Raw genomic sequence first — 12,546 nt, 5'->3', positions numbered from 1 at the left:
GAAGACTTTTCGTTCCCTCGCGGGCGAGGGCTCACATCCTTTCGCCGCGGGCCGCCAGCAGGGCGTCGGCGAACAGGGTCGCGACCGTGAAGTCGGCGCTCGTGCCGGGATTCAAGCCTTCACGTTTCAGAAATCGGTCGTAGTCGAGGAGCGCCGCCAGCGGCTCTTGGGCGAGGTCGAGCCCGGCGAGCCGCGCGGCGGCTTGCATCCGCACGGCCTCGGCGCGCTCGGGGCCGTGCTTGCGGGCGATGTGGCTGTCCGGCACCGCGGTCAGGTAGGCGAGATGAACCGCGGTCGTGGTCCAGGGTGCGGCGAGGCCCTTTGCACGGGCCTGCGCGAGGGCGGGCAGGCCGATCCCGGAAAGATCGCGAAACCCGTCGGTGTAGGCGCGGGCGATGCGGTCGCGGTGGGCGGCCTCCGCCATCGCATCCAGGAGCGGCGGGACGGTGTCCGCATCGGTCACGTCGTGACGGGGGGCCTTGCCCAGGCCGCCGGGACTGGCGAGGCGGATCGCGGCGAAGACATCGGCGGCGTCCGACGCGTCGAGCCCGCCGAGCACCGCCGACAAGCCCTCGAACAGCGGCCCGTCGGCCTCCGCGGCGCGGGCGAGCGGCGCGCAGAGAAGCAGGATGCCGAGATTGGTGTTCTGGCCGACCGCCGCGAACGTCGCCTCGACGCCGCCCAGCACCCGCGCGCCGACCCGCGCGCCGGATGCGGCGAGCGGGGGGGCCGAGACCTCGGCGCTGGCCACGAAGTCGGCCGTCACCATGCGGTGGCCGGGGGCGTAGGCGTGGACGTTGCCGGGTTTCAGCGCGTCGAGTTCGGCCAGACACGCGGCGCGGTAGAAGTCGGCCACCGTGGCGGAGGGCAGCCGCGCGCTCATCCGAGCGCCGAGACCAGCCGCGGCGGGCGGGCGGCGCGCACCGCGTTGAGGAAGCCGAGGGCGACCGCGGCGGCGATGTCGGTCTCGGTCACCTGCTGCAGGCCGGACCAGGCCGGCATGGAGTTGACTTCCAGCACGAGGAAGCCGCCCTCCCCGTCCTCGACGAGGTCGATGCCGGTGTAATCGACGCCGACAGCCGCTGCCGCGGCCTCGGCGAGTTCGGCGGCGCGGGCCGGCACGTCCCAGGCGTGGGGCCGACCGCCGCGGTGGACGTTGGTGATCCAGCCGTCGCCCTCGCGGATCATGCCGGCGATGGCCCGGCCCTCGCAGACGAAGACGCGGTAGTCGCGCCACAGCCCGTCGGCGCGGGGGATGTAGCGCTGGAGATAATAGACGCCGCTCACCGCCTCCGGCGTCGGCAGCGCGTCGGGGTGCTCGATCAGCATCAGCCCCTCGCCCTGCGAGCCGAACAGGGGCTTGAGGACGATGGGCGTGCCCGGCCGCGCCTCGCGGGCGACGATCTCGGCCGCGGCCTCGCGCTTCGAGACCACGAAGGTGTCCGGCGTCGGCAGGCCGGCGCGGGCGATCAGCAACGAGGTCGCGGCCTTGTCCACCGAGCGCTCGATGGCGACGGGGCCGTTCCAGACGGTGACGCCGGAGGCGACGAGCGCGTGCAGCACGCCCAACCGCATCGTGGTGGCCTCGAACGTGCCGCCCGCGATGGTGCGCAAGAGGACGCCGTCGGGCAGGCCGTCTTCGAAGCCCGGCACGCGCAGGGGCTCGCCGCCGCCGGTGACGACCGCCACGTCGGCGAGGGAGAACAGGACCGGCTCGACGCCGAAGGATTGCAGCGCCGCGCGCAGGCGCGCCTTGTGCCAATTGCCGTTGTCGGCCGCGAGCCCGATGCGCATTCTTTTTTCCGTTTTTTCTCCCTCTCCCCTCCGCGGGAGAGGGTGGCCCTCGCGTCAGCGAGGGTCGGGAGAGGGGAGCGACGGTGCCGCTTGGCCGCGTTCGACCGCGAACTCTCCGGAACCGTCGCTCCCCTCTCCCGCCTGCTCCGCAGGCACCCTCCCCCACCTCAAATCGGGCCTGCCCGACTTGAGGACTTAGCATGCGGATATCGGGCAAGCCCGATATCCGTTGGGGGGAGGGTTGATGACGGCGCGCTTGTTACGTGAACGAGGCGTCCACCAGCGTCGGCTCCAGGCGGCCGCCCCGGAACGTGCGGCCGGTCTTGACCGAGGTGACGATGGCCTCGGCCGGCGAGAACAGCGCGCCGTCGATCTTGTAGAAGTCGCCGTTCACGCGGGAAAAGATCTCGGCGAAGGGGGCGCCGTGGTCGGCCGAGGTGGTCGAGGGGAGCTGCTCGGCGAGCTGCTTGGCGTCCGCGTCGTCGGCATCGACGTAGAGCTGCACCCGGCCGCCGTAGATGATGGCGTCGTTGGTGCGGCCCATCGCCTGGATGAAGTCCGGGTGCTGCGGCGAGAGCGGGGCCGAGCCGATGCCGTCGAGGATGCGGTGCAGGTCGAAGCCGACGGTGTGGGCCTTGTGCAGGGCCACCTCCAGCACGCGGGCGACCACCTGGGTCGCGCCCGCGAGGCTCTGGGTCGGAGCGTAGATGAAGGTGACGTTCTCGGCCGCGATCCCGGTGGCGGCGGCGACCTTCCGGACGACCGAGGCCGGCGGGGCGCTGGCCGATTCCAGCACCAGCGCGGTCTTGCCCGCGTTGTCGCGGTAGTTCAGCTCCTTGTAGAGTTCCTCCACCACGGCGACCGCGCGGCCGGGGCCGGAGCCCAGGGCGAAGAAGCCGGAATCGCCCTCCTCGTCGGCGAGGCTCCAGCCGGCATACTGGCTGCCTAGGCAGGCCAGCACCGGGTCGGCGGAATGGACGACGATCGTGTAGGGCCAGGCGGCGATCGGGCCGGTCGGCGCGATCGACACGGTGCCGAGGCCGCCCAGGCAGATCTCGGCGATGCGCCGGCCGGCCTCGATCGAGCCGCGGGCGTTGGCGCCGGCATCGACCGTGCGCGCCCCGTTCTCCTGCGCGACGACGAGCCGGAGCTTGGCCGCGTCAGCGACGAGGCTCTCGACCAGCGGGTTCGCCAGGGCGTTGAGGCTCGGGACGGTCGTGTTGGAACTCATGCCTGTTCTCCGTGTCGTCGAGGCGGGCGCGGAGCGCATCCGCCCGTGCCCGCAAATTCCTTTTGACCGTCGCCGCGTCCGCCCCGGTCGCCGTCACCGTGCAGATCGGGGCGTCGCGCCCCACTCGGCTGCCGGCCCGCGGCCGGTCGTGGACGTGGGCCGGCCAGTCGAGCGGCGGCAGGGCCGCGTAAGTCCGGGCCGCGTAACAGATCTCGGCGCCTGTTGCATCCGGGGGTGCGGGCTCGAGGGTCGGCAGGCGGCCGAGGCTTGCCTCGATATGCGCGAGAAGCAGGGGCGTCGGGCGCCGGTCGAGCACGTCGAGGGTCGCGCCGGGGCGGGGGTTGATCTCGAGCAGCCACCAGTTTTCGCCGTCGATCAGCAGGTCGGCGCTGGCGAGACCCGTCAGGCCCGTGGCGCGCACGATCCGGGCGACGGACTCCGTGATGGCCTCACGCAAGGCAGAGGCGACCGGGTGCGGCTCGTCCCGGCCGCGGGCGAGCGCGCCGCCGTAGCGGAACGGGCGGAGGCGGGAGGGCGCCTGCCATTGCTCGGTCAGCGCCAGGGGCTCGATGCGGGAGCCGTCGCTGAGGAAGTTGAGGGCGAAGGCGCGGCCGGTCACTTTTTGCTGAAGGTAATGGCCGGGCGGCACCGCGCCGGTGGCGCTCAAGCGGATATGCGAGCCGCCGCAGCCGCCGGCGCGCTTGAGGAGCCACGCACTGCGCTCCGCTGACGCAAGATGAGCCGAAAAAGGCGCCTCTCCTCCCCCTTGCGGGGAGGAGGTAGGAGGTGGGGGTGGTGCCGGAGGAGGCTCGGCGATCCGTCCTGAACCACCCCCACCCCTACCCCTCCTCGCAAGGGGGAGGGGAACGCGTGTTCCACGCGGCTCCGACGGCCCACCGGAAACGGGTGAAAGCGCCGGATGCGGGATCGCGAGGCGGTCGCACAGGGCAGCAAAGCCCGCTGGGTCCTTCAGGGCGGCGACAGCAGCGGGCGTCGCACCGAGCAGCGGGAAGCGCCCGGCGATCTCGGCCATCAGGTCCGGCGCGCCCTCGAACCCGCTGCCGAGCATCACGCCGAGCGGGGCGCCTCCGGCCTCCGCGGCAAGCGCTGCCAGCCCCGAAAGCACCGCGACCCGGTCCCGCCGCCCCGCGCCGAAGCGGCCCGGCAGCGGGCGGTGCGCTTCGGCCAGCGCCAGCGTGTCCTCGTCCCCGAACAGGTCGAGCACGAACGGCCGCAGGCCCGCCCGCCGCGCGGCCTGGGCGAGCGCCCGGCCGGACTGGGCGGCGATCAGGAGCGCGCCGCCCTCGCGGATGCGCGGGCCGGTCAGCCGGCGATCTCGACGGCGAGCGTGTAGGCGTCGCGGAAGTCGAGGCAGAGCGGTTCGTCAGCCTCCAGCATCTTGCGAAAGAGCCGGCACTGGGTCTGGTACTTGACGTTGCCGACGGCGAGCGCGCCGATGCCGACGCCCTTGCCGACCGGCAGCGGCACGTCCTTGGCGTTCACGTCGATGCCGGCGATGCCGGCGGGCGGCACGGCGTTGACGTCGGAGGCAACCAAGAGTTTCGGCGCGGATTCGAGGTCTTCGGCCGTCAGGATCGGGATGCCGGCAGGGCCGGCGGAGAGGATTACGTCGGCGTCGGTGATCGCCGCGCGGCGCGCCTCGGGCAGGGTGCCGTCGACGGCGCCGACCTCGATGCCGAAGCGCCACTTCATGGTGAAGGCGATCTTCGAGACACGCTCCTCGCCGTCATGGCCGACGAGCACGGTCTGCGCGCCCTCCAGCGCGCCGATCACCGCCGCCACGTAGGCGACGACGCCCGCGCCGCCGAAGATGACGATGCGCTTGCCCTTGAGATCGGTCGAAAACTTCGCCTTCAGCGCCCGGTTCACCTCGGCGACCATCGCGGCCCCCGTGGTGAAGGAGCCCGCCGGATCGGCGAAGACGTGGTTGATGAAGGGCGGCACGAACGCCTTCTTGGCCCGGTCCATCATGTCGAGGGCGTCCTCGGCGTTCTTGCCGCCGATGAAGATGCCGGTGCGGATGCCGTCTTGCGGCGCGCGGGAGAAGATCGAGTCCTGGGTCAGCGAGACCACGTCGGGCAGGGTGACGCCCGTGTAGGGGATCAGGGTCTCGAAGCCGGCATCGATCGCCATGTTCACGTCGAACGGGCTCATATGCTTGAGCGGCGTCAGCATGTGCAGGATCGAGCGGGCCATCAGTGTCCTCTCCCGTGATCGCGGTCTCAAAAGGCCGCTTCAGGTGCAAAGCGTATCGCACCCGCACCCGTCAAGCGCAGGTTCGCTCGCGAGCGTCCTGACGAAAAAAATCTAAAGATCGGTGATCGCGGCGCCGTCGTTGCGCCCCCGCGCAATGACGAAGCGCAGGCGCCCCGGCCGCGCGAGCGAGGCGACCAGCCGCTCGGCGTCGGCTTGCGAGGGCATCAGCGCGAAGCCGGTCGGCCCCCAGGAACTCTGGCCGTAGCCCGGCACGCCGCTCTGTGCGATCGCGGCCAGCGCCTCGGCCACCGCGGGGCTGGCGTAGCGCCCGCCCTGGTGCGGGGCGAAATGGTCGCCGATGCGCGTCTGGATCGCGGTGATGCCGGCGCCGAAGCCGTCGGGCTCGGCGGTGGCGGCGGCGGGCAGGATCTGCATCAGCACGATGCGGCAGATCTCGGCGGCCTCGCCGGGATCGAAGGGCGGCAGATCGCGAAACGCTTCGGTCTCGCGCGAGCCGTGCACGCCGGTCATGCCCTCGTCGAGGATCAGCACGACCCGCCAGTCCACCGGATAGGGCAGCCGGGAAATGACCGGGGGCGGCGCGCCGGACTCGTCGCGCCCGCCATCGACGATCAGCCCGCCCTCGGTGAAGGCGGCGAGCCCGACGCCGGAACGGTTGCCGCGGTCCAAGACGTCGGCGAAGTCGGCCGGGGCGAAGGGGCGTCCGTTGAGACGGGCGAGCGCGGCGGCCACCGCCAGCGCCAGCTGCGTGCCCGAGCCGAAGCCGGCATGGGGCGGGATCGCCTCCTCGACCTCGACCGCCACGGTGTCGGGTACGTCGAGATAGGCGGCGGCCGCGAGCAGGTTCGCCCGCACCCGCTCGGCCTCCGGGCCGGTGGCGGCGACGCGCTTGGCGGGGCGGGCCACGAGCTGCACCGCGGGCGCGTCGAGGGCGAGGCCGATGCTGCCGAAGCGGCGCCCGAGGCTGCCGTTGAGATCGAGGAAGCCGAAATGCAGGCGCGCCGGGGCGCGGACGCGGACACCCGCGGAAGATCCTGCCACCGGTCCGGTCGCGGTCTCACCCGTGCGTTGCGGGACCTCGGCCACCGTCGCTTCCCTCTTTGTCATGCTGCCGGGACCGGTTCGGTCCCGGCGCGCGGCTTGTCCCATGCGGCGGCGCCCGCGACAACCACGAAGGCGCCTACGCCACCGCACTGTCATCCACCCCCGTCATTCCGGGACCGCGGAGCGGAACCCGGACCCGAAGGGGCGCGCCGGAGGCGTGCAATCCACCCGTGATGCGGGATGCCCGGCTGAAGCGGCATCGTGGAGGCCAGTCGTGGATTTCGGTTCTCGCCTCTGGCGAGCCCCGGAATGCCGGCGGAGTAGGATCGGCCCCTGCCGACGTCCGCGCCGTCTCCGCCGTTTTCCCATCCCCCCGCCCGATGGGCGGGAATTCCCATTCGGAAAACCGTGGCGGGATTGGCAAGGGGGGACTTGCGGGCGCGGTGACAGGAATGCAAAACCACCACGCTCCCTCGCGGAGCCGGTCCGAGCGTCTGCCCGCCGCCCTCGACGGCGCGGGACATCGAGGCTCCACCAAGGGCGCCCTCTCCGGCGTCTCTCGGACACGGCCGTCTTTCGCCCCGCCCTCAAGTGCGGGGGTGCCCGAAGAAGCGACGGTGAGGAATCATGGCAGCCTGGGTGAAGGGGGGCGCGGCGGATGTGGACGCGGCGGTGGCGGCCGCCGCCGAGCTGCTCGCCGCGGCACGCGTGCCGGTGCTCGCCGGCCTGAACGCGGATGTGGCGGGCCTGCGCGCGGCCTATCGGCTCGCGGAGACGCTCGGCGCCTCGCTCGATCCGGTGGCCGGCACAAGCGTCTACGCCGAACTCGGCGCGCTGAGCGCGGGCGGCGCCCTGACGACGACCCGGGCCGAGACCGTAGGCCGCGCCGACGTGGTGCTGATCCTTGGGCATCGCCCCTGGGACGGCGACCTGATCGGCGAGATCGCTGCCGCCCCGATCCGCCGCGGCCGGGCCTCGGGCTCCGAGCGCACCCTGCTCTCGCTCGGCGGGCCGCAGAACGGCGCGATCCGCCACGTCGCCTACGGCGCGGATGCGGGCGGCTTGGCCGTCTCCCTCGGACACCTGCGCGCCTTCGCCAAGGGGCATCTCGCGGGCGAGGAGGCCCTTTCGGACTTGGCCAAGCGCCTGTTCGCGGCCCAGTACGGCGTCGTCGTCTACGACGCGGAGGAGCTTGGCGAACTCGGCGTGGAGATGCTCCAGGGCCTGATCCGCGATCTCAACGAGACCACCCGCTTCTTCACGCTGCCGCTCGCCGACCCGTTCCAGGGCCGCGCCGCGGTGCAGCTCTCCGCCTGGATCACCGGTCAGGCGCCCCGCGTCGGCTTCGGCCGGCATCTGCCGGAGCACGATCCGTGGCGCTTCGACAGCGCCCGCCAGATCGCGGCGGGCGAGGCCGACGCCGCGCTGTGGCTCGCCGCGCTTCCCGCGCCGCGCCCGGATTGGCTCGGCACGTTGCCGACCGTCGCCATCGTCGGCGAAGGCTCGACCGAGGCCGCGGGCGAGACCGCGGAGGTCGTCATCACCGTCGGCGTGCCGGGCGAGAGCGTCGGCGGGGCGCTGTGGAACCAGCGGCGCGGCGTCATCGCCTACGCGGATGCGACCGCTCCGGCCGAGGCCGAGACCGCAGCCGACGTGCTCGCCCGCATCCGCGACCGCCTCATCGAGAAGGGTGTCTCATGCTGACCCGTATCCATGGCGGACGGGTGGTCGATCCGACCGCCGGACGCGACGGCGTCGGCGACGTCTGGATCGAGGACGGCCGCGTCGTCGCCCCGTCGGACCGCGCCCCCGACGAGACCATCGACGCCACCGGCTGCGTCGTGATGGCCGGCGGCGTCGAGGTTCACTCGCACATCGCGGGCGGCAACGTGGTGATGAGCCGCCTGCTCCTGCCCGACCTCTATGTCAGCGAATCCGCGCCCAACGGCCATCCCTTCGCGCATGCCGGCGGCTCGGGCAGCTGGATCGGCGCCAACTACGCCCGGATGGGCTACACCACCGCGGTCGAGCCGGCGCTGCCGCCCTCGAACGCGCTCGCGACCCATCTCGAACTCGCCGACATCCCGCTGCTCGACCGCGGCGGTCTGGCCGTCCTCGGCAACGACGACCACCTGCTCCAGCTCCTGCGCGACGGCGAGGGCAAGGCGGCGGTGCGCGATCTCGTGCAGCAGACGCTGGCCCATTCGCGGGGCTTGGGCGTCAAGTGCATCAACGCGGGCGGCGCCTCGGCCTTCAAGGACGGCGTCTTGAAGCTCAGCCTCGACGACGAAATTCCCTGCTACGGTCTCACCACCCGCAAGATCATGTCGGCGCTGCTCGACGCGGTGGAAGAGATCGGCGTGCCGCATCCGCTGCACGTCCACTGCAACAATCTGGGGCTCCCCGGCGCCGACGACTCGCTCGTCGCGACGCTGGAAGCCGCGGAAGGCCGGCGCATCCACTTCGCCCACGCGCAGTTCTACGCCTACGGCGTCGCCGACCCCGAGAACCCGATGACCGGCGGCTTCCGCTCGGCCGCCGAGCGGATCAACGCGGCGATGGAGGCCCATCCCAATGCCACCTACGACGTCGGTCAGGTGGTGTTCGGCCAGACCGTGACGATCTCGCTCGACATCCTGCGCCAGTTCGGCGGCCGGAAAGGCGCGAAGCCCAAGAAGTGGGTGCTCACGGCGGGCGACGCCGAGGGCGGCGGCGTGGTGCCGTTCCTCTACCGGCCGCGCGGCCCGGTCTCTTCGCTGCAATGGGCGATCGGCCTGGAGCTGATGCTGCTCTCGTCGAACCCCGAGCGCACCATCCTGACCACCGACCACCCCAACGGCGGCGTCTTCACCGAGTATCCGCGCATCATCCACCTGCTGATGGATGCCGAGGAGCGGGCCAAGGAAATCGCGACGCTGCCCCCGGTCGTCGGCGAGCGCTCCGGCCTGCCCAAGATCGAGCGCGAATACTCTTTCAGCGAGATCGCGCAGCTGACCCGCTCGGGTCCGGCTAAACTCCTCGGGCTGACCGACCGCGGCCACCTGCGCGAGGGCGCCAAGGCCGACATCGCGATCTACCGCGACGACCGGAACCGCACGGCGATGTTCTCCCACGCCAAGCTGGTGCTGAAGGACGGCCAAAGGATCGTCGAGGACGGCGAGGTCGTGGCGTGGTTCTCCGGCAAGACGCTGTCGCTGAACGTCGAGGCGGATGCCGGCATGGAAAAGCGCGCCGAGACCTACCTGCAGGACCGCTTCGGCGCCGGCCTCGACACCTTCGCGGTGCCGGACGCCGCGTTCCCGGACAACACCGGGACGTTCGAAGACGTGGCGTGCCGGGCGTGAGGAAGAGAACCCATGGCTGACCTCACCCTCAACGGCATCAAGGTCGAGGACACCTTCGCCGAGGCCTTCGACGTCGCGGGCACCGCGATCATCGTGACCAACGACACGCCGAAATGGGCGATGATCGCGGCCACCGTGATGACGGGCTTCGCCACCTCGGTCATCGGCTGCGGCGCCGAGGCCGGCATCGACGCCGAGCTGTCCCCGGAGGAAACCCCGGACGGGCGGCCCGGCGTGCGCATCCTGCTGTTCGGCTTCGAGCCGAACGGGCTCAAGGAGCAACTCCTCAAGCGCGTCGGCCAGTGCATCCTCACCTGCCCTGGCACGGCGTGCTTTGCCGGCGTCGAGGGCCCGCACAAGCTCAAGCTCGGCGGCGCCATCCGCTATTTCGGCGACGGCTTCGCCGTCGCCAAGCGCCTGCCGGACGCACAGGGGCGGATGCGCCGCTACTGGCGGATTCCCGTCATGGACGGCGAGTTCCTGTGCGAGGATTCGACCCGCGCGGTCGACGGCGCGGTCGGCGGCGGCAACCTGCTGTTCCTCGGGCGCAAGCACTCGGACACGCTCATCGTCGCCGAGATCGCGGTCGAAGCCGCCAAGGCGATTCCCGGCGCAATCCTACCCTTCCCCGGCGGCATCGTCCGCTCCGGCTCGAAGGTCGGCGGGCGCACCAAGGGCATGATGGCCTCGACCAACGACGCCTATTGCCCGACGCTCAAGGGACGCGCCGGCTCGGCGCTGCCGCCCGAATGCGGCGTGGTGCTGGAGATCGTCATCGACGCGCTGACCTCGCAGGGCGTCGCCGAGTCGATGCGCGCGGCGCTCCACGCCTCGACCGAGATCGGCGCCAAGTACGGGCTCGTGGCGGTCACCGCCGGCAATTACGGCGGCAATCTCGGCCGGCACCACTACCACCTCCGCGACCTGTTGGAGAAACCCGCAGCATGAGCACGCTGAGACTGCGCGGGGCGCCGCCGGAGCGGATCGACCTCCTCAACGTGACGCCGCTGGCGCTCAAGGGCCTGTCGGAATCGGAAGCCGGCAAGCTCGCGGTCGGCACCAGCCGCCGCGGCGTGAGCCTGGGCGACCTGTTCGACATCACCCTCGACGGCTCCGACACGCTCGTCATCGAGGGCGGTTCCGACCGGCTCGACCGCGTCGGCGCGGCGCTCTCGGAGGGCACGATCCGCGTCGAGGGCGATGTCGGCCAGCGCCTCGGCGAGGGCATGGCGGGCGGTTCGCTCACCGTCACCGGCTCTGCCGGCCCGTTCGCGGCGACAGGCGCCACCGGCGGCACGGTGACGATCGAGGGGGACGCCGGCGACCACGCGGGCGGCGCGGTCTACGCCGCCAAGGCCGGGCTCGACGGCGCGACGCTCGTCATCAAGGGCGCGGCCGGCGCCCATCTCGGCGACCGCATGCGCCGCGGGATCATCCTGGCGGGCTCCGCCGGCGCGCAGACCGCCTCGCGCATGATCGCCGGCACCATCGTGGTGTCCGGCGCGATCGGCGACCATCCGGGCTACGGCATGCGCCGCGGCACCCTGATCGCGGGCGGCCACGGCGCCCTGCTGCCCACCTTCGTCGAGACCGGCACCCCTGACCTCGTCTACGTCCGCCTGCTCGCCCAGACCCTCAAGCGCCTCGGCGCAGCGCAGGCCGGCCTCCTCGGCGGGACGCTGCGGCGCTACTCGGGCGATCTGGCGACGCTGGGTAAGGGTGAGATGTTCGTGCCGGCGTGACACCCGCTTCCGTTTTCCGTATTTTACGGAAAACGGAGTCGAGTATGACCGCGACGGTGACGGCCTCCGAGGCGCAGAAGAACTTTGGCGCATGGCACGACCGCTCCCAGAAGGAGCCGGTGCGGATCACCAAGCACGGCCGCGAGACGGCCTACCTCGTCTCAGCCGAGACCTTCCACGAACTCTGGGCCTGCTACCGCCGGGCGGTCGGCACCGCGGACCTGACCGACGACGAGATGGCCCTGCTCCGGGCGGCGGACGTGCCCGAGGAACATGCCTACGAGATCGCCGACCTGAGCGATCCGGACGCCGAGTCCGATCCGACGACCCGGTGAGGCTGCCCGAAAATCCCGGACCGGGCCTCGTCCTCTGCTACGCCTATCTTTGGAAGCGCGAGTTCGAAGCCGGGCTCCGCGAAGGCCGCAAGGACCGTCCGGCCGTGGTGGTCCTGGGCCGCCGCGACCTCGGCCCCACGCCCGTCCTCTACGTCGCGCCGGTCAGCCACAGCCCGCCGGCAGCCTCGCACGAAGCGGTCGAAATCCCCGCGATCGTCAAACGTCATCTCGGGCTCGACGCGCAGGCCTCGTTCATCTCCGCCACCGAATTGAACGTCTTCGTCTGGCCCGGCCCCGATCTCCGCCCGATCCGGCGCGCCTCGGCGACCGAGGCTGCGTCGGTACCCTGCCATTGGGGCTATCTGCCGCGAGGCCTGTTCCACTCGCTCAAGCAGGCGATTGAGCAGAACCGCCAGCGTGGCGCGGCCGGGGTCATCAACCGCTGACCCACCGGCCGGCACGATCCTGCACCTGCGCCCATCGGACCCTGCACGAAATCACTTGCCGGCCTGCCGCTTCGTCCCACTTCTCCCCGGACGCGGCGCGCGGGCGGAAGCCTCAGTCGCTCACCACGCGAGGTCGTGCGGCATGTTCCTGCTCCTGTCCGTCTGTCTCGTCGCCGAGCCGACGAAGTGCCACGACGAGCGGATCAACCTCGGCTACGACAACCCGAACCCGTTCCTGTGCCTGCGCAATTCGCAGGCGACGCTCGCGGCCTGGCAGGAGGAGCATCCCGACCTGCACGTGAAGAGCTGGCGCTGCGCCCCGAAGGGCAGCCTGCCCGACAGGACGTGATGTCCGTCGCTTGAGCGCCCCGC

General features: G+C 71.8%; 13 protein-coding genes. 7 read left to right on the top strand and 6 right to left on the bottom strand.

The window, feature by feature from the left end; translation table 11 throughout:
- Positions 1 to 31 precede the first annotated feature (31 nt).
- From HNR00_RS08775 to HNR00_RS08745, 6 genes are all read right to left on the bottom strand, one after another.
- Positions 32 to 883 (bottom strand): triphosphoribosyl-dephospho-CoA synthase, encoded by an 852-nt coding sequence (locus HNR00_RS08775; RefSeq protein WP_183568010.1) that lies wholly within the window; start codon positions 881 to 883, stop codon positions 32 to 34.
- Positions 880 to 1,794, bottom strand: coding sequence for an ATP-grasp domain-containing protein (locus HNR00_RS08770; RefSeq protein ID WP_183568007.1), 915 nt, complete (start codon positions 1,792 to 1,794; stop codon positions 880 to 882). Before HNR00_RS08770 ends, HNR00_RS08775 begins: the two co-directional genes overlap by 4 nt.
- A gap of 259 nt (positions 1,795 to 2,053) precedes the next feature.
- Positions 2,054 to 3,025, bottom strand: a complete 972-nt coding sequence (gene mch / locus HNR00_RS08765) for a methenyltetrahydromethanopterin cyclohydrolase (protein WP_183568003.1) — start codon at positions 3,023 to 3,025, stop codon at positions 2,054 to 2,056.
- Complete coding sequence (locus HNR00_RS08760; protein ID WP_246390463.1) at positions 2,955 to 4,262, bottom strand: ATP-grasp domain-containing protein; 1,308 nt, start codon at positions 4,260 to 4,262, stop codon at positions 2,955 to 2,957. The genes mch and HNR00_RS08760 overlap by 71 nt, the downstream gene beginning before the upstream one ends.
- 86 nt (positions 4,263 to 4,348) lie before the next feature.
- The gene (gene mtdB / locus HNR00_RS08750; RefSeq protein WP_183568000.1) at positions 4,349 to 5,242 is read right to left on the bottom strand and encodes an NAD(P)-dependent methylenetetrahydromethanopterin dehydrogenase; all 894 of its coding nucleotides are present in this window, start codon (positions 5,240 to 5,242) and stop codon (positions 4,349 to 4,351) included.
- 111 nt (positions 5,243 to 5,353) lie between these two features.
- Complete coding sequence (locus HNR00_RS08745) at positions 5,354 to 6,349, bottom strand: beta-ribofuranosylaminobenzene 5'-phosphate synthase family protein (protein WP_312886018.1); 996 nt, start codon at positions 6,347 to 6,349, stop codon at positions 5,354 to 5,356.
- A gap of 585 nt (positions 6,350 to 6,934) precedes the next feature.
- Between HNR00_RS08745 and HNR00_RS08740 the strand changes: the two genes are divergently transcribed.
- The 7 genes from HNR00_RS08740 (at position 6,935) to HNR00_RS08710 (ending at position 12,523) form a co-directional block, all read left to right on the top strand.
- The gene (locus HNR00_RS08740) at positions 6,935 to 8,011 is read left to right on the top strand and encodes a molybdopterin-binding domain-containing protein (RefSeq protein ID WP_183567994.1); all 1,077 of its coding nucleotides are present in this window, start codon (positions 6,935 to 6,937) and stop codon (positions 8,009 to 8,011) included.
- Positions 8,005 to 9,651: a formylmethanofuran dehydrogenase subunit A gene (locus HNR00_RS08735; RefSeq protein ID WP_183567991.1), complete on the top strand. Its 1,647-nt coding sequence runs from the start codon at positions 8,005 to 8,007 to the stop codon at positions 9,649 to 9,651. Before HNR00_RS08740 ends, HNR00_RS08735 begins: the two co-directional genes overlap by 7 nt.
- A gap of 12 nt (positions 9,652 to 9,663) precedes the next feature.
- Entirely contained in the window at positions 9,664 to 10,599 is a 936-nt protein-coding gene (gene fhcD / locus HNR00_RS08730) for a formylmethanofuran--tetrahydromethanopterin N-formyltransferase (RefSeq protein ID WP_183567987.1), read from the top strand.
- Positions 10,596 to 11,393, top strand: a complete 798-nt coding sequence (locus HNR00_RS08725) for a formylmethanofuran dehydrogenase subunit C (RefSeq protein ID WP_183567984.1) — start codon at positions 10,596 to 10,598, stop codon at positions 11,391 to 11,393. The genes fhcD and HNR00_RS08725 overlap by 4 nt, the downstream gene beginning before the upstream one ends.
- 44 nt (positions 11,394 to 11,437) lie before the next feature.
- Entirely contained in the window at positions 11,438 to 11,728 is a 291-nt protein-coding gene (locus tag HNR00_RS08720; protein ID WP_183567981.1) for a type II toxin-antitoxin system Phd/YefM family antitoxin, read from the top strand.
- The gene (locus HNR00_RS08715) at positions 11,725 to 12,174 is read left to right on the top strand and encodes a hypothetical protein (protein ID WP_183567978.1); all 450 of its coding nucleotides are present in this window, start codon (positions 11,725 to 11,727) and stop codon (positions 12,172 to 12,174) included. The genes HNR00_RS08720 and HNR00_RS08715 overlap by 4 nt, the downstream gene beginning before the upstream one ends.
- Positions 12,175 to 12,316: 142 nt before the next feature.
- Positions 12,317 to 12,523, top strand: coding sequence for a hypothetical protein (locus tag HNR00_RS08710; protein ID WP_183567975.1), 207 nt, complete (start codon positions 12,317 to 12,319; stop codon positions 12,521 to 12,523).
- Positions 12,524 to 12,546: the final 23 nt, after the last annotated feature.

This window comes from Methylorubrum rhodinum (assembly GCF_014199935.1).
Taxonomy (GTDB): Bacteria; Pseudomonadota; Alphaproteobacteria; order Rhizobiales; family Beijerinckiaceae; genus Methylobacterium; species Methylobacterium rhodinum.
Note: the sequence above shows the minus strand (reverse complement) of the source record. Positions and strands in the feature narration are given on the sequence as shown.

What these genes read in the sequence shown, in the direction of transcription:
- HNR00_RS08775 (WP_183568010.1), bottom strand. Translation starts at nt 883, where the DNA reads ATGAGCGCGCGGCTGCCCTCCGCCACGGTGGCCGACTTCTACCGCGCC.
- HNR00_RS08770 (WP_183568007.1), bottom strand. Translation starts at nt 1,794, where the DNA reads ATGCGCATCGGGCTCGCGGCCGACAACGGCAATTGGCACAAGGCGCGC.
- mch (WP_183568003.1), bottom strand. Translation starts at nt 3,025, where the DNA reads ATGAGTTCCAACACGACCGTCCCGAGCCTCAACGCCCTGGCGAACCCG.
- mtdB (WP_183568000.1), bottom strand. Translation starts at nt 5,242, where the DNA reads ATGGCCCGCTCGATCCTGCACATGCTGACGCCGCTCAAGCATATGAGC.
- HNR00_RS08740 (WP_183567994.1), top strand. Translation starts at nt 6,935, where the DNA reads ATGGCAGCCTGGGTGAAGGGGGGCGCGGCGGATGTGGACGCGGCGGTG.
- HNR00_RS08735 (WP_183567991.1), top strand. Translation starts at nt 8,005, where the DNA reads ATGCTGACCCGTATCCATGGCGGACGGGTGGTCGATCCGACCGCCGGA.
- fhcD (WP_183567987.1), top strand. Translation starts at nt 9,664, where the DNA reads ATGGCTGACCTCACCCTCAACGGCATCAAGGTCGAGGACACCTTCGCC.
- HNR00_RS08725 (WP_183567984.1), top strand. Translation starts at nt 10,596, where the DNA reads ATGAGCACGCTGAGACTGCGCGGGGCGCCGCCGGAGCGGATCGACCTC.
- HNR00_RS08720 (WP_183567981.1), top strand. Translation starts at nt 11,438, where the DNA reads ATGACCGCGACGGTGACGGCCTCCGAGGCGCAGAAGAACTTTGGCGCA.
- HNR00_RS08710 (WP_183567975.1), top strand. Translation starts at nt 12,317, where the DNA reads ATGTTCCTGCTCCTGTCCGTCTGTCTCGTCGCCGAGCCGACGAAGTGC.